Here is a 17,993-nt window from a genome sequence, read left to right as displayed (position 1 = left end):
GGGATGTGATGTTTTTGCAAAACATAAAAATTTTCGCCCATCGAGGATCCAAAGGAACGCACCCGGAAAATACGATGGCCGCCTTTCAAAAGGCTGCTGAAATAGGTGCCGAAGGAATTGAGTTCGATGTCCATCTTAGTGCTGATGGAGAATTGGTCATCATCCATGATGAAACCCTCGATCGAACTACCTCCCTTACCGGGTATGTAAAAGATCATTCGGCCCAACAGCTGAAAACGGGGGATGCCGGGGTCAAGTTCTCCAGGGAATTCCTCGGGGAGCGAATTCCTTTTTTGGGGGAAGTTTTTGAATGGGCCAAGGATAATCGCTTATGGATGAACGTCGAAATTAAAACGGATAAACTGGCCTATGAAGGAATCGAACAGAAGATTATCGATGCCATTCGTCATCATGAGATGGAACATCGGGTGATCCTCTCTTCCTTTAACCATCAATCGATCGAAAAGGTGAAGCTGCTCGCTCCAGATCTTGAGCGAGCTCTATTGTTCGAGGGGCTTCCAGAAAACTTGGAGCAAATTTTGCGTGATAAGCAAGAATCCGGTTTTCATCCGGATAAAGACAGCCTGACTGAATCGGTAAATGAACTCGCCAAAACACTCGGATATAAAATCCGGCCGTGGGTTGCTAATGATGAGGCGGATATCATCAAGTTAGCAGAGATGGGTGTTGACGTAATCATGACGGATTTTCCGGAAAAGGCCCTCAAGGCATTAAAGGCTTGGCAGTCGAACGGCTGAACAAAGCGAAAGAGAAGGAGCCGTTGCCCCTTCTCTTTTCTAGCCATGATATTCAGTTAATTAGCGAGAATAGTTTGAACCACCTAATTGTTGTTCAGCCATTTGAACCAAACGTTTAGTGATTTCTCCACCAACGGAACCGTTAGCGCGAGCAGTAGTATCGGCACCTAAATTCACGCCAAATTCACTTGCGATTTCATATTTCATTTGTTGTAGAGCTTGCTCTGCGCCAGCTACTACTAGTTGATTGCTGCTGTTGTTGTTTGCCATGTGTTTTCACCTCCTACTAATATTAATTAGCATTTTGAGCTTAAATTATTATTGCCAATTTATTGAATTATTTTTTGATTGGGATTCTTCATTCCAAAGCTACTTATCATGATTTTCTTTCGATGCTCATAAACTGTTAGGAAAACTTTCAGTAGGAGGGAAAGAAATTGCAAATACATGTGGTTAGGCCAGGCCAGACGTTATTTGGCATCGCCCAGACGTACAGCGTATCCGTCGATCGGCTCGTGGAATCCAATAAAATCCCTAACCCAAATAATCTTGTTACGGGGCAGGCCCTTGTCATTCCAATCGTCGGCAGCTACTATTTCGTGCAGCCGGGTGATAGTCTTTATTCCATTTCGAAAAAGGTTGATGTCCCTTTTCAAGAATTGGCAAATATAAACGGCATTCCTGAAGGTCAGTCCCTCGCGGTTGGATACCGTCTCTATATTCCGGCACGCCAAAAACGGACTGCCGAATTCAACGGATATGTCGAGCCAAGGGGTACGACGGTTGCACCGGCCCTTGAAACGGCAGCAAGGGAAGCTGCGCCCTATTTAACCTATTTGGCTCCATTCAGCTTCCAGGCGCTTCGTGACGGTTCCTTGAAGGAGCCATTGCTCAATAATTTCCCGGCGATCGCCAGAGAAAATAAAAACGTCCTGATGATGGTGATCACGAATCAGGAAAATGACCAATTCAGCGATGAACTCGGGCAAATCATCTTAACGAACACTTCCGTTCAAAATAAGTTCTTGAACAACATCGTTGCGACTGCAAAGAAATATGGATTTAGGGATATTCACTTTGACTTTGAATATCTACGGCCAACAGATAAAGAAGCTTATAATCAATTTCTCCGAAAAGCGAAGGAACGTTTCAAGAAGGAGGGCTGGTTCATTTCGACGGCGCTGGCCCCGAAAACAAGTGCCGATCAAAAAGGGCGCTGGTATGAGGCACATGATTATAAGGCACATGGTGAAATCGTCGACTTTGTGATCATCATGACATATGAATGGGGATATAGCGGAGGACCGGCAATGGCCGTGTCACCGATTGGACCCGTTCGCGAGGTGCTGGAATATGCCATCACCGAGATGCCTGCCAACAAAATCCTGATGGGCCAAAATCTTTATGGATATGATTGGACCCTGCCCTTTGTACAGGGAACCACAGCAAGGGCCGTAAGCCCACAGCAGGCCATCCAGCTTGCTGCCGAAAATGACGTATCCATCGAATATGATGAAACCGCACAGGCCCCGCACTTCAATTATACCGATATTGAAGATAGGCAGCATGAGGTATGGTTTGAAGATGCCCGATCGATACAGGCCAAATTCGATTTAATCAAGGAATTGAATCTCAGAGGGATGAGCTATTGGAAACTAGGACTATCCTTCCCACAGAACTGGCTGCTCATCAGCGATAATTTCAACGTACGCAGAAGAGTGTGAGAGCGGCACGAGCTTTTTGGAATAATGGCAAAGGAACCGGCATATAATCCAAGAGCGAGCATGAAGTCCAGGTTTCAGGATATGTGACTCAGACATAAAAGCCTTCCGGCGCTTTCCGGCGCTTTCCGGAAGGCTTTTATCGTGATTCAAAGTTTTCCGCCCACGCCTTATGAGCAAAGTCTTTCTTGTCCATACTAAGGGGAACAGCTTAAGGGGTGTGAAAAACATGATTAGAATCCCATTCAGTACCACCGTTCCTAGATTCCCGCGCTTCATCAGATTACTTTCCATTATCGGCTTATTTTTACTTTCATTCGGGATATTGATTCACCTTGTCGAGCCCAATACCTTCCCCACCTTGCTCGATGGCATCTGGTGGGCGATCGTGACGATGTCAACGGTAGGCTACGGCGATTACACCCCCGTAACCAATCTTGGCAAAATCATTGGCATCGTACTCATTTTGTCAGGTGCCGGCCTGATCACCTCTTATTTTGCCCACATTGCAAAAATGTCCATTTCCACCGAACAGCAATTCCTTACAGGGAAGAAGGACTTCAACGGCGGCGGACATATCATCATTGTAGGCTGGAATGGCCGCTCTAAAAGAATCATCGAAAACATTCATGATACCTTGCATCGTCAGTCCATAGTCCTTATTGATGATACGCTCCAAAAGCATCCGCTTCCAAGGACGAATATCCACTTCGTACACGGAAAAGCGACATTGGACTCCGTTCTGAAGAAAGCGAATATAAAGCAGGCAATACGTGTTCTTATCACCGCTGACCTTAATCAAGACGAACTGCAAACGGATATGTTCTCGATATTATCGTTATTGGCCGTCAAAGGGCTGAACCCGGACGTATATTGTCTTGTCGAGATATTAACTCAAGAGCAAAAGGAAAATGCTTTACGCGCTGGTGCGGACGGAATCGTCGAAACGAATAAATTTGCGAGTGAATATATGCAGGAGGCTCTATCAAAAGGAATCGTCGGGGAAGACGAGGAGCAAAATGAAATGAAGGGATTGAAAATCAAACAGCTGCCCATTCAGGCGGACTGGGCAGAAAAGACGTTCAAGCATTTAAGCATCGAGCTATTTGAACAAAATATATGGGTGATCGGCATCATATCGGGAGGCGAGACCTTCATCAAGCCCCCTGCAGATACGATCGTACATCGCCATGACGCCCTGCTCATTCTTGGTGATTAAGGTAATATCAGCTTTTCCAAATCACGGACAAGCGATTTCCCATAAGAGATATAATTTTCCGGAAATTCCGCATCCGGATCCTCAGGCTCGGCGAACTGATTGAAGGACGCCGAAAGGTTACCAATATTCCCTTCATCATCGATGCCGTCCTCGTACTTATGGGATAGCAAAAATGGCTGTAAAAGCTCGACCGTTACACCATCTTTATCGAGTGAACCATCAATGGCCTTGAAGGGGACACGCAAGAATTGGTATCCATCACTGTCGTCCATTTTATAATCGAAAGAGCCGTGGTCATAGTCCCATCCACCCCCTATTACATAGCCCTCCGGTTTTAGCTTCGTCTCCAGGTCGAACAAACCGAATGTTTTCCCTTCCAACTCAGAAGAAATTTTGATCATGGTAAAAAACCTCTTTCGCTAATTTTCTATTAGCATAACCAAAAGGCCTTTAAAAAAACCTGAAATGTATTATTCTTCCTGCGATTGCCCTTAGCCCGCATCACGGCCTTACTACAATATAAAAAAGGCATCAAGCTGAGATGACACACATCCCGCTTGATACCTTTTTTTTGTTATAAGCGCTTTTCCAGCTCCGCTTTTTTCTCTTCAAAACCAGGCTTGCCCAACAGCGCAAACATATTCACTTTATACGCTTCCACACCAGGCTGATCGAATGGATTGACGCCGAGCAGGTAACCGCTCATGGCACATGCCTTCTCGAAGAAGTATACGAGGTAGCCGAACGTATACGCATCAAGTTTTGGAACCGTGACGATAAGGTTTGGAACGCCGCCGTCCGTATGAGCTAACAGCGTGCCTTCGAATGCTTTATTGTTGACGAACTGCACCGTTTCACCTGATAGATAATTCAGGCCATCCAAGTCATTTTCCGCTTCCTCGATTACAATTTCATGACGGGCATCCTCTACTTTGATGACCGTTTCAAAAAGATCACGACGGCCTTCTTGGACATATTGCCCTAATGAATGCAGGTCAGTCGAAAAATTGGCTGACGAAGGGAAAATCCCTTTTTGATCTTTTCCTTCACTTTCTCCGAATAATTGCTTCCACCACTCAGAGAAGTATTGCAGACCTGGCTCATAGTTGATCAGCATTTCGATCGTTTTTCCTTTATTGTAAAGGACGTTACGAACTGCGGCGTATTGGTATGCCTGATTGTCAGCTAGCTCGGAAGAACTGAAGTCTTTCCTGGCACTCTCGGCACCTTCCATGATTTGATCGATATCTGCCCCGCTGACCGCGATTGGCAGTAAGCCAACTGCCGTTAAAACCGAGTACCGTCCGCCCACATCATCGGGAATGACGAAAGTTTCGAAGCCTTCCTCGTTTGCCACCGTTTTTAATGCGCCCCTTTCTTTATCAGTGGTCGCATAAATCCGGCTTTTCGCTTCTTCGACGCCATATTTTTGTTCAAGAAGTTTCCGGAAGATCCTGAAAGCTAGTGCAGGTTCAGTCGTCGTACCTGATTTAGAGATAACATTGATCGAGAAATCGCGATTATCCAATAGGTCCATTAAGTCTTTCATATATGTAGAGCTTATGTTGTTGCCTACAAAAAGAACTTGCGGTGTTTTTCTTTTGTCAGAAGGCAATATGTTATAAAAGCTATGTTGCAGCATCTCGACCGCTGCGCGAGCTCCCAAGTATGAGCCACCGATTCCGATCACCAGCAATACTTCAGAATCTTCCTTGATTTTCGCTGCCGCCTTTTTGATCCTTGAGAATTCTTCTTTATCATAGTTGGCAGGTAAATCGATCCAGCCAAGATATTCATGTCCTGCCCCGGTTTGTTCGTGCAGGGAATGGTGTGCCACTTTTACGGCATCCTGTAAGTAGGTTATTTCATGCTCCCCGAAAAACGGCAGGGCTTTTGAATAATCGAAACGAATATGAGCCATGTAAATTCCTCCTCGAATTGTAGGTTTCCTTTTCACTTTATCTGATGTATTTCTCATAATCAAGAAATGGATAAAGCAATTGGCGAATTATCCCGATTAATTTACACTCCCACCTTAAAAAGGTGGGAGCTGGAACTGGAACACTTCGCTTGTTTACAATGAAGCGCGTAATATCGCAAGGACATCTTCACGGTTCAGGATTTTGAATCGGCCAAAGTCCCCTCTGCTCATCGCTTTATCTGCCATGACTTCCAATTGAGAGTCGTCAATGTCATAATCCGAAAGCTTGGTCGGCGCCCCTAAGCTGCTCCAAAACGCACGAAGTCTTTCAATACCTTCGAGGGCCGCTTCCTCATCCGTTTTTCCTTCAGGGTCGACATCGAACACTCGAACTGCAACCTGTTTAAAGCGCGAGACATTTTCATGAAGCACATGCTTCATCCAATTCGGGAACAAAATGGCCAAGCCGCCTGCATGCGGGATGTCATAAACAGCCGAAACGGCATGTTCAATATTATGTGTCGCCCAATCACCAAAGTAACCGACTCCAAGCGAACCATTCAAGGCTATATTTCCTGAATAAAGGATGGTAGCCCGGTGCTCATAATCCTCGAGGTCATCCAATAGCTTAGGTGCCGTTTCCATCACCGTCAATAACAACGATTCACAGAAGCGGTCCTGAAGCGGTGCATGCGTTTCAGGATGGAAATACGTTTCGAACACATGTGACATCATATCGACCATTCCGTATACCGTTTGGTCCCTTGGAACTGAAAAAGTGTTTTCAGGGTCTAAAATCGAGAATTGCGGGAATACCAATGGACTGCCCCAGCCGTATTTCTCTTTCGTTTCCCAGTTTGTTATAACAGATCCCGAATTTGCCTCGGAGCCGGTTGCAGCTAACGTCAGCACCGTTCCAAATGGCAGGGCCGCCTCGACCGGTGCCTTTTTGATGACGAGATCCCATGGGTCTCCAGCATATTTAGCACCTGCTACAATCGCCTTTGTCGCGTCAATGACGCTTCCGCCGCCAACAGCAAGAACAAAGTCGATATGATGCTCCTTACAAAGATCCACACCTTTACGGACTGTAGAGATGCGCGGATTCGGTTCGACTCCGGAAAGTTCGTGCACCTCTGCATCAATTTCCTTCAAAGCCTCGATCACGTTTTCATATAAGCCATTTTTCTTTATGCTGCCTCCGCCGTATACAAGTAAAACTTTATTGCCATATGAAGGTATTTCCGATTTTAAGCTATCAAGCTGATTCTTCCCAAAAATTACTTTAGTGGGATTTTTATAAGTGAAATTTTCCAATGGATATCTCTCCTTTTATGACACATCACCTTCTCTTGTGAACAGCAATCATCCACTTCGGCAATGGCAAGTTTTTTTCTTTCTCCATTATGACCATTGTTCCATATAAATACAAAAAATACGTCTGGAACTTTTGTAACGATGTATATTTACATGATGAAAAAGCATGATAAATAAAGAACGAACTTATTTTTAAAAAAGGAGGCTATACAATGAGTGGAATACAAAGAACGGCACTTGTTCTTACAATAATAGGTGCAATAAATTGGGGATTAATAGGTTTTTTCCAATTTGATTTAGTTGCATCCATCTTCGGCGGACAAGATTCCGCATTGGCCCGTATCGTTTATGGACTAGTTGGAATTGCTGGTCTGGTTAATCTTGGTCTTCTCTTTAAACCAAGTCCTGAAATCTCCCGGGAACCTGAAACAAAACCGACTCGTTGAAAGTCATAAGTTCCTGAACATATAATAAAGCTGGGCCAAGGATTCATCCTTGGCCCAGCTTTATTGGTATGAATATAAAAAAACCGGAAGATCAAAGATCTACCGGTTTTAAAGGCTTATTTTTTAATTAAGTCTTCGCGTTGAGATTGTTCGATCCACTCTTGAAGTTTGTCTTTCAACGAGTTGAAACCTTCAGTAGATTCGATGTGAGAAGTTGCTTTAACAGATGCTTGGCGTTTTTTCGGAGCTTTTTTCGGAGCTTCAGTACGCTCAGGAGCTTCTTCTGTAGCACGGATCGATAAGCCGATTTTTCCAGCAGCTGAATCAATGGAAAGTACTTTAACTTTCACTTCATCGCCAACTTTTAAATGTTCGTTAATATCTTTAACGAATCCGTGAGTAATTTCAGAAATATGAACTAAACCTTGAGTTGAATCATCTAGAGCAACAAAAGCACCGTATGGTTGAATACCAGTAACTTTACCAGTAACTACCGCACCAATTTCGAATTTTTCAGACATGGTAACACTCCTATTTTATATATATTTTTTCGTCTTTTCACGCAATAAAAAATTATATCACATAATTGGTAAATAATCAAAGTTAAGTATACCATACTTTTTGGGATTTTACTCATAAAAAATGTTCGTTTTTTGGAAATAATAATTAATGATATAAAATCGTTATATATAACTTATCCTAATCAGCTGCAAATAACCTTGCCTTCAATCTTCATCCGGTTTAAATTATCACCATCAGAACGCATGCGAAAACGATATAACGGAAAGACGCGGTATTTTCTTGTTCTTCCAACAGAGTTATCTATGGAAAATTATCTGAGGCGATCAGGCTGACTTTCCATCCCTTCTTTTGATTATTCCTTTCATTTCGATATTGTCCGCACTCGTTTCACAAAACCTACATATTCCGTTACTTTTCTTAAGTTATAATATGGTAAAATAACAACATGAAGTAAAATTTCCAAATAAAGGAGTGCCTATCCATGTCAAATATCGCAAACAACATCCGACAATACCGAGAAGAACATAATCTCACTCAGCAGGAATTGGCTTTGAAATTAAGAATCGGCACGAAAAAGATTGAAAAATATGAATCTGGTGAATCGGTCCCGGATACCCAAGCGATTCTTCGGCTTTCCACCGTCCTTGATATTCCTGCCTCAGAATTTTTGAATGATGGACCTGCCGGGAATGCAGCTGGCGTTGATGAAGACATCAAAAAGCTGATTGAAGAAATCGGCACCAAAAAGGCTGAACTCATCCTAAGGGCTGCCAAGGATTTTAGCGAAGAACAAATTCTGAAAGTTATGCATACTTTATATAATACACAAGCTTAAATTCAAAATTTGTCATAGTATGTGTATTTTTTTTTAACTTGCTGGATATACTATGATTAACACTTTCTATGTTAATCCATTAGATTAACTCTTTTTTCTAATTCCCCCTATGGAAAGGGATCCGGCTGCATAATGCCGGATCCCTATTTTTTGTTTATTTACAATGGTTGTTCATGAAACGTTCCATTCTCTTCAGCGCTTCTTGAAGTTGCTCCATCGAGGATGCATAGGAACAGCGGATATGACCTTCACCGCTTTTGCCGAACACATCTCCCGGCACAACGGCCACAAGTTCCTCCGTCAAAAGTCTTTCGGCAAATTCCATCGAAGTCATCCCGGTCTTCTCAATGGAGGGAAAGGCATAAAACGCCCCGCCGGGATTATGGCAATCCAGCCCCATTTCGTTAAATGATTTTACGATATAATTTCTTCTTCTCCGATAACTGCGACGCATATCTTCCACATCCTGCATTCCGTGCTTCAAGGCTTCCAATGCAGCATGCTGTGCCATCGTCGGGGCACACATCATCGCATATTGGTGAAGCTTGAGCATCGCTTCAGAAATTTCCTTAGGGGCACAAACGAATCCAAGACGCCATCCCGTCATCGCAAATCCTTTCGAAAATCCATTGATGACAATCGTCCTCTCAAGCATGCCGTCAATGGCGGCGAAAGAAGTGAACTGCTCATCATAAGCAAGCTCGGCATAAATTTCATCAGAAATGACCAGCAAGTCATGCTTTTTGACGATCTCAGCAAGCATCACCAGTTCTTCCTGTCCTAATTGTGTCCCGGTAGGATTATTAGGGGAACAGATTAAAACGGCCTTCGTCTTTGGCGTAATCGCCGCTTCGAGTTGCTCGGGAGTCAACTTGAAATCATCGGCCCTTGAGGTTTGGACAGTGACCGGGATTCCTCCTGCCATCGTGACCAATGGGGCATATGCCACAAAGCATGGTTCGACCACGATAACTTCTTCACCTGGGTTCAAGATGGTCCTCAAGGTAATGTCGAGCGCCTGGCTTGCTCCAACCGTAACGATGATTTGATCCTCAGGTCTATATGAAACATGGAACTGCTTCTCCATATACCCACTGATTTCCGCCCTTAACTCATATAAACCGGCATTGGCCGTATAAGAAGTGAATCCCTCCTCCAGGGAGTTGATTGCCGCCTCCCTTACTGCCCAGGATGTGACGAAATCCGGTTCACCAACACCAAGCGAGACGACACCCTCCAGATTGGCTGCCAGGTCAAAAAAACGGCGGATACCTGATGGTCTAAGGTCAGCAATCGTCCTTGAAACATAACTCGTTTTTATCATGGTGACACCACTATCCGCTTATCTTCTTCCGTTTGATCGAAAATGGTTCCATCATGCTTATACTTTTTCATGATGAAATGGGTCGTCGTGGAAATAACGGAATCAAGCGTCGAAAGCTTTTCGGAAACGAAGTTAGCCACTTCATTCATTGAGCGTCCCTCGACAATAACGGAAAGATCATAGGCCCCTGACATCAAATACACAGATTGCACTTCTTTGAATTTGTAAATCCTTTTAGCAACCTCATCGAAACCGACGCCGCGTTTTGGTGTAACTTTCACATCGATCATCGCCGTCACACCATGATATTCATCTACCTTTGCCCAATTGATGACGGTTGAATAACGGACGATGACACGCATATCTTCTAATTTTTTCAATGTAACCTCAATGTCCGCTTCTGATAAATCAGTCATTTTAGCCAGATCCTTCAAATCAATCCGGCTGTTATTTTCAATGATTCTCAAGACTTCCAATTCCTCTTCATTTAAGTGCATTGGAAAACCCCCTTATAAAATTCTCTATTGTAGACGTGATGGAGCTGGCTGGCAGATAAGTCTCACGAATTATTAGACTTTTTCGCAAACCTATATGACAATAAAAATTAATAAGACCCATTCTGTCAGGATAAACTGACACTATTATATCAAATTGGTTGGCCACCTGTTATAGCAATTGTTCTTTTTGATGCGGTTTATGAAATTTTCTGTTATGCAACAGTATCCCTTTTTTTAAATAGTAAGGTTATTATGGAATTTTATCCGTTGCCAATAACGGAGGAAAGAGGACCGATATGGAACATCATACAATTCAAGGCAGGGAACGGGTGGATAATATCGATATCTATTTTGAATATAGCCAAATCGATGATTCATTCCCCACCCTCGTATTGCTTCACGGGTTTTTATCATCCAGCTTCAGCTTCCGCAAATTAGTGCCCCACTTGATCAAGGAATTCAATGTCATCTCTTTGGACCTTCCTCCATTCGGGCAAAGCGGAAAAGATTATCGATATACGTATTCCTTTCGGAACATCGCCAAATCCGTTGTGCATTTTTTAGCCAAAAAAAACATCAACAAATTCACTATCATCGGACATTCCATGGGCGGGCAGGTCTCCCTGCAACTCATCAAATCGCATCCTGACTTAGTTGAACACGCGATTCTCCTTGCCGGATCAGGCTATCAGCCAAGCTATTCGGAAAAAATGAAATTGGTCAGCTACCTGCCTTTCTTTTCTTTCGGAATAAAAGGGTATTTACAGCGATCAGGCATTGAAAAAAACTTGAAAAATGTTGTCCATGACCCCAACCTGATAGACGATGAAATGAGGCAAGGCTATCTAGGACCATTCATAAAGAAGCATGATATTTTCCGAGCTTTGGGGAGGATGCTCCGGGATAAGGAAGTCGATCTGCTCAAGGAAGACCTCAATCAGATCCTTACACCTTGCCTGCTGCTTTGGGGAAGGCATGATCGTGTCGTACCGTTAGAGATTGGCCAAAGACTGAATGATGATCTGCCCAACTCCGAACTTATCGTACTTGAGGACTCCGGGCACCTGCTTCCTGAGGAAAGACCGGCAGAAATATATCAATTAATCAAAGGATTTTTAGAAACGGCCAGCCCAGCTTATAAACGTAAAGAACTTACTCTCGATTAACCTGGACATTTTCGCGAGTAAACCGCCAAAAACCAACGTAAAAAAGGTGCCCCTAAGTTATGGGTACACCCTTTTTGGTCTTTAGAAAGAACAGCTAGCATCATTTTTTATAATGAGCAGCTTTTGTGCAACTTCCAGGCATTTTTCCATATGAACGGATTCATCGAACGCGAACTCGTAAATGGATTGTATTTTTTCCGCCAGCTCCTGTGGGCTATCTATATCGCGGATTGCTACGACTGTATCGGCAATTTCCGGCTCATATAGGTCCCCTCCGATTCGAAAAGGGTCCCACTGCTGTAAAACGGCAACCAAGGCTAGATTCATTTGCTGTGTATCCATACTAATCACCTGCTCGATATATTCAGAGACATGATAATATAGTATCATAATGACAGCCTTTTCGCTAAGACGACAAAACTTTATTCGGTGGTGGATATTTTGAACAAATCAATTTTTGAAGAACATTATAACAGGGAAAATACGGGATCCGCTAAATGGGACAAGAACTCGCTAAAATCATTGTTTGGAAGCGGGGATGTACTGCCAATGTGGGTTGCCGATATGGATTTCCCAGCTCCTGAAGGCATTCAAAAAGCGTTGATCGAGCGCTTGAATCATCCTATATTCGGTTACACGGTTCCTGCGGATACGGTTTTTACCGAAATTCAAAACTGGCTGAAACAACGGCACTCCTGGCAAATTGACAAGGAGTGGATCTCATTCAGCTCTGGTGTCGTTTCGGCCATCGGCACGACGATCCAGGCATTTACGAGTCCCGGTGACAAAATATTGCTGCAATCACCTGTCTATACACCATTTTTTGATATGATCAAAAATAATGACCGGGAAGTGGTCAATAGTCCCCTGCTCCTTGAGGACGGCAGCTTTACGATCGATTTCACCGATTTTGAAGACAAGCTGAAAAGCGGAGTGAAGCTATTCCTTTTTTGCAGTCCGCACAACCCGGGCGGTCGTGTCTGGACAAAGGACGAACTGCTGCGAATCGGGGAACTATGTGAAAAATATGATGTAATCATTGTCAGTGATGAAATTCACGCCGACTTGTATCTTTCTACATCGAGACATTATCCGATTGGATCGCTATCAAAAAAATTAGCAGACTTGACCGTGACGTTAATGGCCCCAAGCAAAACATTCAATATCGCCGGGATGCAGGCATCATTCCTGATCACAAGCAACGAGCAATTGCAGTTGCAATTACAAAAGGCTCAGGCGAAACTAGCCTTCCATGGCCTCAACATTTTAGCACTGACGGCTATGGAGGCCGCATATCGTGAAGGCTTGCAATGGCTGACGGATATGATCAGTTACATTGAGGAAAATATCAAGTTGGCAGAGGAATTCATTGCTGCAGAAATTCCGGCACTGCATGTGATGCACCCGGATGCATCCTACCTTTTATGGATAGACTGCCGTGACCTCGGTTTGACTGACATCGAGATCAAGGACCGATTGATCCATCAAGGGAAGCTCGCATTGGAGCCAGGGTCGAAATATGGACCAGGCGGTGAAGGCTTCGTCCGCATGAATCTAGGTTGTTCACGCGCGACGCTGCAAGAAGGACTAAAACGGTTAAAAATTGCTTTTTCATAATAATAACAAGAGTGCCCCATTAGCCAATAACCTGTAGCCATTCTACATCTGTAGAATGGCTTTTTCTTATTTCTTTATATAAAAATAGCTGTTGTAACCCCTTCCAAACCGAACTTAACCCTTAAAAAGATTGAGTCCGGTTTGGCATCAGACTTCTCTTTAAATTGATCGGTTTGTGATTATAATTTATTTTAGCGGATGCAGTTCCCTTCCCTGGTTTTCTACCCATTCAGAGATACTAATTACCTTTAAATTATAGTGCCATAATAACGCTAACCTCTTTAATTCTTTACCAAGATCCTGTCACGAATTTTTTTGAAACTTTTTATTTTACTAATCCGTAACCAAGCCAAAAATCCTAAACCACCCCCAAGAGTATTCAAGATTAAATCGTCTACATCAAATGAACGATTGAATATAAAGCCAAAGGAACTTAATATTGGCTGCAATATTTCTATTGCCAAACTAGTATAAAGCACGATAATAACAGCTTTTTGCACACGCTTAACCTGATATAATATTCCTAAATATACCCCTAAAGGAAACAATAGTATCAAATTATAAAAATATAGTTTAATTGAATTCAGAAGAAACCAAGTACCTCTGACATTTTCGCTATACAAATCACCTATGAAATTAAAAGGGATGAACTGAAGTGTAATATTGCTAGTTTGAGGGGGTATGAAAATAGCACCTATGGTAAGATCCGATACAACAATTAAGTAAAGGATAAAACTGTAGAATAATACTCTATGGAATAAATTTTTAAATTGATTTCTTTTGAAATCAATCAGCAAATAAATAATTAGTCCTATACACCCTATTATAGTCAAGATAGGAAATGTATAAATCCTCATATAATTCCCTCCTATATAAAAACATTCTTAGAGTTTCAACCGATATCCTTTACTCACTTTTTACAATATCACTATGCAATAGTCCTGTATTTTTTTCTATATTTTAGTAAAAAAACTTTTTTATAGGTAATAAGTATTCATTTAACTATAATGTTAATATTCCAATTAATTTCCTAATAAGTATTTCTTTTATGTAATGCCTATACATTCTGAAGAAAAAAAACCTCCTTCACCGCCATTAATAATCTTTGCTAATATTGTTTAAGTAGTTCAGTGGTATATTTGAAAAGATTGTGCAACATTAAAAAGGGCTTGCCCTAAAAGTCATCTTTCGACTTTTGGACAAGCCCTTCTTTTTACTTCTTATCTTCCTCCACATATGGATCATGCTCATATTGAGGCAAATCCCCAAAGGGGGTTTGGATATTTTCTTCAAAAAGCTCTTCCTTCAGTTCTTGGTACTGGGAGTTGGGATAGACGGTTATGTCCTTACCGTATATATCGACGCCTACGAAGTTTTCATAATCCTCGACATACCCGATATTCTCGTCGGATTCGATATACATATCTTCGTAATCGCTTGGCGGATAAGCAAAATCGGAGGGCGTTTCGGATGTTCCAAAAGAAGCCACTTCCTGCCACGAATCCTCGGCATCGAACGCGACGGATTCTTTTCGTCCATCAAGATTAAATCGTCCGAACGGAGGCCCGAGCACTTCTTCCTCGATTGGACGATTGTCCGACGTTTCCCTTGATGGGGTATGCTCGACACAAAATGTCGTGGTCGGGATGGCATTCAGTCGTTCAAGAGGAATCTCCTTCGAACACACCTCGCATTTACCATACTCCCCTGCCTCAATTGCAGTAAGCGCTCTTTCTATATCATGTATTTCATCGCGATAATGCTCTGAAAGCGCCAAATCTTTTTCCCGCTCATATAATTCCGTTCCTTGATCGCCAGGATGATTATCATAACTCGATAACTCGCCAGTCGAATCTTCCATGCTTCTTCTTAAGTCGAAGTCACCTGAGTCATGTAAACGCTCTTTCAACTGCTGCTTCGTTTGCTGCAATTGCTGTTGAAAGCCTTTTAGCTGCTGATTGGAAAGCATGTGCAACATCCTTTCAAAATTGTTCTCCTTCTAGTATTTCTCTCTTCCCGCCATTCCATAAAGGTATTTTTTTCCTTGAGAATAAAATAAATCAGCTAACAAAAGCTAACGAGGAAATATCAATTTCTAGGGGGCCTTTCATTGTATTTTTATAAAGAAGATTTAATCAATATGATTGTTCCTGATAAGCCAGATCCGAGTGCGGCCAAAGTCCTTCAGGAAGCGCTCGGCGGGCAATTCGGTGAAATGCGGACGATGATGCAATATTCATTCCAAAGCGCCAACTTCCGCGGCAATGCTAAACAATATCGTGATTTAATCCGTGGTGTTTTCTTGGAGGAACTGAGCCATGTTGAACTTGTCCAATCAACGATCAACCAGTTGCTCAATGATGCAGGCGGGAATATGCCCGGAAATTCCGGTATGGATGGTGCACCGTTGGATGATGTCATCAAGGGAGGCGCTAACCCGCACCATTTCATCATGGGAGCTAAGGCGTCCCTGCCCGTCGATGCCGGGGGTAATCCTTGGACAGGCTCATATGTTTACGATCATGGTAATATCGTGGCGAACCTGTTGAATAATGTCGTTCTTGAATCGACGGGTGTTTTGCAAAAATCTCGGATATATGAAATGAGCTCCAATAAATCATTGCGTGAAACAATCGCCTTTTTAATGGTGCGCGACAATGCCCACCAAAATGCGTTTGCCAAGGCATTGGAAACACTTGGGGTCAGTTGGGGTAAGATCTTTCCTATACCGAATTATGATTTGAATAAATACCCTGAATGCCGCAAATACGTGGATTTAGGCTATCATAATGCCCAATTCAACTTCAGGCTCGACCAAACTCGTATCAGTGAAATTTTCCAAGGGGAAACACCGAGCCGTAATGGCGGACAGCTTACAGTCACCGAGCCTCCAAATGGCTATCCTGTTCCGGAAATGCCAGATATGCCAAATGAGCATAGTCCTGGATTGAGTGATTTGAACAATTAAAAAAAGAAGGCGGACACATCATATCGTGTCCCGCCTCCTTTTTAGTTATTGATATATTTTTCAAAAACATATCCGAAATCTTTTACATGGTATTTTTTCCGGCTGTCCATCAACCATTCAAAAGCTGCAGCGTTAATTTCCTTAAAGCCTGCGGCCATTTGGTTTCCTTCAGTCCGAACTTGATTCAAAGTGGAAGAAGCAAGGTTGACACTTTGCTGGGCATATTGGAGGGCAAACTCATTCTCGTGACATATTTCCGATATTTTTACGAGTGATTTGAACAAATCTTTTAATTCTTCAATGAATTTTTTATGGACATCAATCGAGAAAATTTTGCTACCGATCGAAAATTTAATTTCCGCATCCAAATCCACGGTACCTGCCGTTTCAAGGGTCACGTTCGAAATATGATACTGGCTATAGCTATATCTCGTAAGCGTGCGTTTTTTACTAATGGCACTTGTCCCGTCCAAATGGATGAAGGCCTGATTCGTGAAACAGTACTCATCCGTTTTTGACTTAATCAGGAAATAAATTTTTTCATCATCTTCATGCATGATATAGTCATCTGCATCGACCTTGTCATAGTCGGCAGGACTGATCACACTTCCAATATCACTAAGACCAAGAGCATCGGCCGCAATCTTCTTAAACATTTAAATTCCTCCTTTAGTAACCACTAGTTAAATTCTACCATATTATATATATTTATCTAGTACAATCTCATCTCTGATCGGAATTCCATCAACACTGTAAAATGGAATCTCGGGTTTGATCTTCCGGGATTCATCCACTGCATTTCTAACGATTTCCGAGAAGGCATACCCACGCTTTTGAAAAAACTTCAAAGCCTGTAAATTATCGTTCGTTGTTATCGCCTCAATCGTATGGCAATGTTTCTCCTTAGCGATATTCTCGATCACATAAAGCAACGATGAGCCCACACCTTGATTCTCATGTACACTATTCAAAGAAATGATTTGACATACGTGATCGGTCACCTTGTAAGTTCCCAATCCCAAAATTTCTTCATCCTCGTCCATTACCCCAAAACCCTCAAGTTCCGCATAATGAAATATGCCCCCTGACAAAACGACTTGGGTCGTCTCCAAGTGGTGAATGAAAAACCTTTTAACCGTATCTGCCGCAATCATCCTTTTCGCTACGATTTGCATTACAATTTACGCCCCCAAAATATCTTTCTCTGCTTCTAGTATAAAATGCTTATGCTGATAAGGGAACTTTTAATACTCATTCGGAATACTGACGCCCATCTATTAGGACATCACATCCCCTGCTTTATTGGCGATCAAGTACGCGTATCGTCCTTTAAGCGCTGGTTCCTCTTCGTGACTTCATCCTCGAATTGCTTCGTCTTCATCTCTTCTTTTTTTGAATAGTTCATAATGGCCCTCATCGTAAAAACGGCGGCAACCAAAAAGATGAAGCAAGTGATGCCAGCCGGGATATACTCACTCTTGTCTTCCGGAAAATAAAGAAACAACCCTAATAAAGCATGATTGAGAAAGTCCATCCGCTACATCCTCCCTGATAGAGATATAAACTGCCTTCTCCCATTATATCAATTTCCAGAACAATCCACTAGTCAACCGAATTCGCTAAAAAGTCAAGTAAGAATGAAGCACCATAGCCTCCCTTCCTCTCACTATTGGCTATACGTC

Annotated in this window: 21 protein-coding genes; 8 read left to right on the top strand and 13 right to left on the bottom strand. The window is 42.6% G+C overall.

The window, feature by feature from the left end:
* Window positions 1-14: 14 nt before the first annotated feature.
* Window positions 15-758: a glycerophosphodiester phosphodiesterase gene (locus tag ASU00_RS04185; protein WP_161809687.1), complete on the top strand. Its 744-nt coding sequence runs from the start codon at window positions 15-17 to the stop codon at window positions 756-758.
* Between the two features lie 60 nt (window positions 759-818).
* On the opposite strand, the gene ASU00_RS04180 is transcribed toward ASU00_RS04185, so the two are convergent.
* Complete coding sequence (locus ASU00_RS04180; RefSeq protein WP_057912178.1) at window positions 819-1,028, bottom strand: alpha/beta-type small acid-soluble spore protein; 210 nt, start codon at window positions 1,026-1,028, stop codon at window positions 819-821.
* A 167-nt stretch (window positions 1,029-1,195) separates the two neighbouring features.
* On the opposite strand from ASU00_RS04180, the gene ASU00_RS04175 reads away from it, so the two are divergent.
* Both ASU00_RS04175 and ASU00_RS04170 read left to right on the top strand, forming a co-directional pair.
* Window positions 1,196-2,482, top strand: coding sequence for a glycoside hydrolase family 18 protein (locus tag ASU00_RS04175; protein WP_057912177.1), 1,287 nt, complete (start codon window positions 1,196-1,198; stop codon window positions 2,480-2,482).
* 226 nt (window positions 2,483-2,708) lie between these two features.
* Window positions 2,709-3,698 (top strand): potassium channel family protein, encoded by a 990-nt coding sequence (locus ASU00_RS04170; protein WP_057912176.1) that lies wholly within the window; start codon window positions 2,709-2,711, stop codon window positions 3,696-3,698.
* Here ASU00_RS04170 and ASU00_RS04165 read toward each other — a convergent pair.
* The 3 genes from ASU00_RS04165 to ASU00_RS04155 all read right to left on the bottom strand — a co-directional run bounded on the left by ASU00_RS04165 (window position 3,695) and on the right by ASU00_RS04155 (window position 6,936).
* Window positions 3,695-4,099 (bottom strand): YugN-like family protein, encoded by a 405-nt coding sequence (locus ASU00_RS04165; RefSeq protein WP_057912175.1) that lies wholly within the window; start codon window positions 4,097-4,099, stop codon window positions 3,695-3,697. The genes ASU00_RS04170 and ASU00_RS04165 overlap by 4 nt on opposite strands.
* Window positions 4,100-4,272: 173 nt before the next feature.
* Window positions 4,273-5,619 carry a glucose-6-phosphate isomerase gene (locus tag ASU00_RS04160; protein ID WP_057912174.1) on the bottom strand — a complete coding sequence of 449 codons (1,347 nt, stop codon included), beginning with the start codon at window positions 5,617-5,619 and terminating at the stop codon, window positions 4,273-4,275.
* Between the two features lie 153 nt (window positions 5,620-5,772).
* Window positions 5,773-6,936 carry an iron-containing alcohol dehydrogenase gene (locus tag ASU00_RS04155; protein ID WP_057912173.1) on the bottom strand — a complete coding sequence of 388 codons (1,164 nt, stop codon included), beginning with the start codon at window positions 6,934-6,936 and terminating at the stop codon, window positions 5,773-5,775.
* A 212-nt stretch (window positions 6,937-7,148) separates the two neighbouring features.
* Between ASU00_RS04155 and ASU00_RS04150 the strand changes: the two genes are divergently transcribed.
* On the top strand, window positions 7,149-7,382 hold the full coding sequence (locus tag ASU00_RS04150; protein ID WP_057912172.1) for a DUF378 domain-containing protein: 234 nt from the start codon (window positions 7,149-7,151) through the stop codon (window positions 7,380-7,382).
* A 116-nt stretch (window positions 7,383-7,498) separates the two neighbouring features.
* Here the strand turns inward: ASU00_RS04150 and yugI are convergent, their stop codons facing one another.
* Window positions 7,499-7,903: a S1 domain-containing post-transcriptional regulator GSP13 gene (gene yugI, locus ASU00_RS04145; RefSeq protein ID WP_057912171.1), complete on the bottom strand. Its 405-nt coding sequence runs from the start codon at window positions 7,901-7,903 to the stop codon at window positions 7,499-7,501.
* Window positions 7,904-8,385: 482 nt separating this feature from the next.
* Between yugI and ASU00_RS04140 the strand changes: the two genes are divergently transcribed.
* Complete coding sequence (locus ASU00_RS04140) at window positions 8,386-8,739, top strand: helix-turn-helix domain-containing protein (RefSeq protein ID WP_057912170.1); 354 nt, start codon at window positions 8,386-8,388, stop codon at window positions 8,737-8,739.
* A 154-nt stretch (window positions 8,740-8,893) separates the two neighbouring features.
* Here the strand turns inward: ASU00_RS04140 and ASU00_RS04135 are convergent, their stop codons facing one another.
* Window positions 8,894-10,063, bottom strand: coding sequence for an aminotransferase (locus ASU00_RS04135; protein WP_057912169.1), 1,170 nt, complete (start codon window positions 10,061-10,063; stop codon window positions 8,894-8,896).
* Window positions 10,060-10,560, bottom strand: coding sequence for an Lrp/AsnC family transcriptional regulator (locus ASU00_RS04130; protein WP_057912168.1), 501 nt, complete (start codon window positions 10,558-10,560; stop codon window positions 10,060-10,062). The genes ASU00_RS04135 and ASU00_RS04130 overlap by 4 nt, the downstream gene beginning before the upstream one ends.
* Window positions 10,561-10,856: 296 nt before the next feature.
* On the opposite strand from ASU00_RS04130, the gene ASU00_RS04125 reads away from it, so the two are divergent.
* On the top strand, window positions 10,857-11,726 hold the full coding sequence (locus ASU00_RS04125) for an alpha/beta fold hydrolase (protein WP_057912167.1): 870 nt from the start codon (window positions 10,857-10,859) through the stop codon (window positions 11,724-11,726).
* An 81-nt stretch (window positions 11,727-11,807) separates the two neighbouring features.
* Here the strand turns inward: ASU00_RS04125 and ASU00_RS04120 are convergent, their stop codons facing one another.
* Entirely contained in the window at window positions 11,808-12,068 is a 261-nt protein-coding gene (locus ASU00_RS04120; protein ID WP_057912166.1) for a DUF1871 family protein, read from the bottom strand.
* A 99-nt stretch (window positions 12,069-12,167) separates the two neighbouring features.
* Between ASU00_RS04120 and ASU00_RS04115 the strand changes: the two genes are divergently transcribed.
* Window positions 12,168-13,343 (top strand): MalY/PatB family protein, encoded by a 1,176-nt coding sequence (locus ASU00_RS04115; protein WP_057912165.1) that lies wholly within the window; start codon window positions 12,168-12,170, stop codon window positions 13,341-13,343.
* 281 nt (window positions 13,344-13,624) lie between these two features.
* Here ASU00_RS04115 and ASU00_RS04110 read toward each other — a convergent pair whose 3' ends face one another.
* Window positions 13,625-14,200, bottom strand: a complete 576-nt coding sequence (locus tag ASU00_RS04110) for a VanZ family protein (protein ID WP_057912164.1) — start codon at window positions 14,198-14,200, stop codon at window positions 13,625-13,627.
* 356 nt (window positions 14,201-14,556) lie between these two features.
* Complete coding sequence (locus ASU00_RS04105; protein ID WP_057912163.1) at window positions 14,557-15,312, bottom strand: TraR/DksA C4-type zinc finger protein; 756 nt, start codon at window positions 15,310-15,312, stop codon at window positions 14,557-14,559.
* A 141-nt stretch (window positions 15,313-15,453) separates the two neighbouring features.
* Here ASU00_RS04105 and ASU00_RS04100 point away from each other — a divergent pair, with 141 nt between their 5' ends.
* Complete coding sequence (locus ASU00_RS04100) at window positions 15,454-16,311, top strand: manganese catalase family protein (protein ID WP_057912162.1); 858 nt, start codon at window positions 15,454-15,456, stop codon at window positions 16,309-16,311.
* A gap of 41 nt (window positions 16,312-16,352) precedes the next feature.
* On the opposite strand, the gene ASU00_RS04095 is transcribed toward ASU00_RS04100, so the two are convergent.
* The 3 genes from ASU00_RS04095 to ASU00_RS04085 all read right to left on the bottom strand — a co-directional run bounded on the left by ASU00_RS04095 (window position 16,353) and on the right by ASU00_RS04085 (window position 17,845).
* Entirely contained in the window at window positions 16,353-16,967 is a 615-nt protein-coding gene (locus ASU00_RS04095; protein ID WP_057912161.1) for a PH domain-containing protein, read from the bottom strand.
* Window positions 16,968-17,009: 42 nt separating this feature from the next.
* Window positions 17,010-17,486: a GNAT family N-acetyltransferase gene (locus tag ASU00_RS04090; RefSeq protein WP_057912160.1), complete on the bottom strand. Its 477-nt coding sequence runs from the start codon at window positions 17,484-17,486 to the stop codon at window positions 17,010-17,012.
* A 134-nt stretch (window positions 17,487-17,620) separates the two neighbouring features.
* Window positions 17,621-17,845 (bottom strand): hypothetical protein, encoded by a 225-nt coding sequence (locus ASU00_RS04085; RefSeq protein ID WP_057912159.1) that lies wholly within the window; start codon window positions 17,843-17,845, stop codon window positions 17,621-17,623.
* Window positions 17,846-17,993: the final 148 nt, after the last annotated feature.

It is taken from the genome of Peribacillus muralis (genome assembly GCF_001439925.1).
Taxonomy (GTDB): domain Bacteria; phylum Bacillota; class Bacilli; order Bacillales; family DSM-1321; genus Peribacillus; species Peribacillus muralis.
This window is presented reverse-complemented; position numbering and strand designations above follow the sequence as displayed.

Coding starts and splice junctions, on each gene's coding strand:
- ASU00_RS04180 (WP_057912178.1), bottom strand. CDS start 1,028: ATGGCAAACAACAACAGCAGCAATCAACTAGTAGTAGCTGGCGCAGAG.
- ASU00_RS04170 (WP_057912176.1), top strand. CDS start 2,709: ATGATTAGAATCCCATTCAGTACCACCGTTCCTAGATTCCCGCGCTTC.
- ASU00_RS04165 (WP_057912175.1), bottom strand. CDS start 4,099: ATGATCAAAATTTCTTCTGAGTTGGAAGGGAAAACATTCGGTTTGTTC.
- ASU00_RS04160 (WP_057912174.1), bottom strand. CDS start 5,619: ATGGCTCATATTCGTTTCGATTATTCAAAAGCCCTGCCGTTTTTCGGG.
- ASU00_RS04150 (WP_057912172.1), top strand. CDS start 7,149: ATGAGTGGAATACAAAGAACGGCACTTGTTCTTACAATAATAGGTGCA.
- yugI (WP_057912171.1), bottom strand. CDS start 7,903: ATGTCTGAAAAATTCGAAATTGGTGCGGTAGTTACTGGTAAAGTTACT.
- ASU00_RS04140 (WP_057912170.1), top strand. CDS start 8,386: ATGTCAAATATCGCAAACAACATCCGACAATACCGAGAAGAACATAAT.
- ASU00_RS04135 (WP_057912169.1), bottom strand. CDS start 10,063: ATGATAAAAACGAGTTATGTTTCAAGGACGATTGCTGACCTTAGACCA.
- ASU00_RS04130 (WP_057912168.1), bottom strand. CDS start 10,560: ATGCACTTAAATGAAGAGGAATTGGAAGTCTTGAGAATCATTGAAAAT.
- ASU00_RS04125 (WP_057912167.1), top strand. CDS start 10,857: ATGGAACATCATACAATTCAAGGCAGGGAACGGGTGGATAATATCGAT.
- ASU00_RS04120 (WP_057912166.1), bottom strand. CDS start 12,068: ATGGATACACAGCAAATGAATCTAGCCTTGGTTGCCGTTTTACAGCAG.
- ASU00_RS04110 (WP_057912164.1), bottom strand. CDS start 14,200: ATGAGGATTTATACATTTCCTATCTTGACTATAATAGGGTGTATAGGA.
- ASU00_RS04105 (WP_057912163.1), bottom strand. CDS start 15,312: ATGCTTTCCAATCAGCAGCTAAAAGGCTTTCAACAGCAATTGCAGCAA.
- ASU00_RS04095 (WP_057912161.1), bottom strand. CDS start 16,967: ATGTTTAAGAAGATTGCGGCCGATGCTCTTGGTCTTAGTGATATTGGA.
- ASU00_RS04090 (WP_057912160.1), bottom strand. CDS start 17,486: ATGCAAATCGTAGCGAAAAGGATGATTGCGGCAGATACGGTTAAAAGG.
- ASU00_RS04085 (WP_057912159.1), bottom strand. CDS start 17,845: ATGGACTTTCTCAATCATGCTTTATTAGGGTTGTTTCTTTATTTTCCG.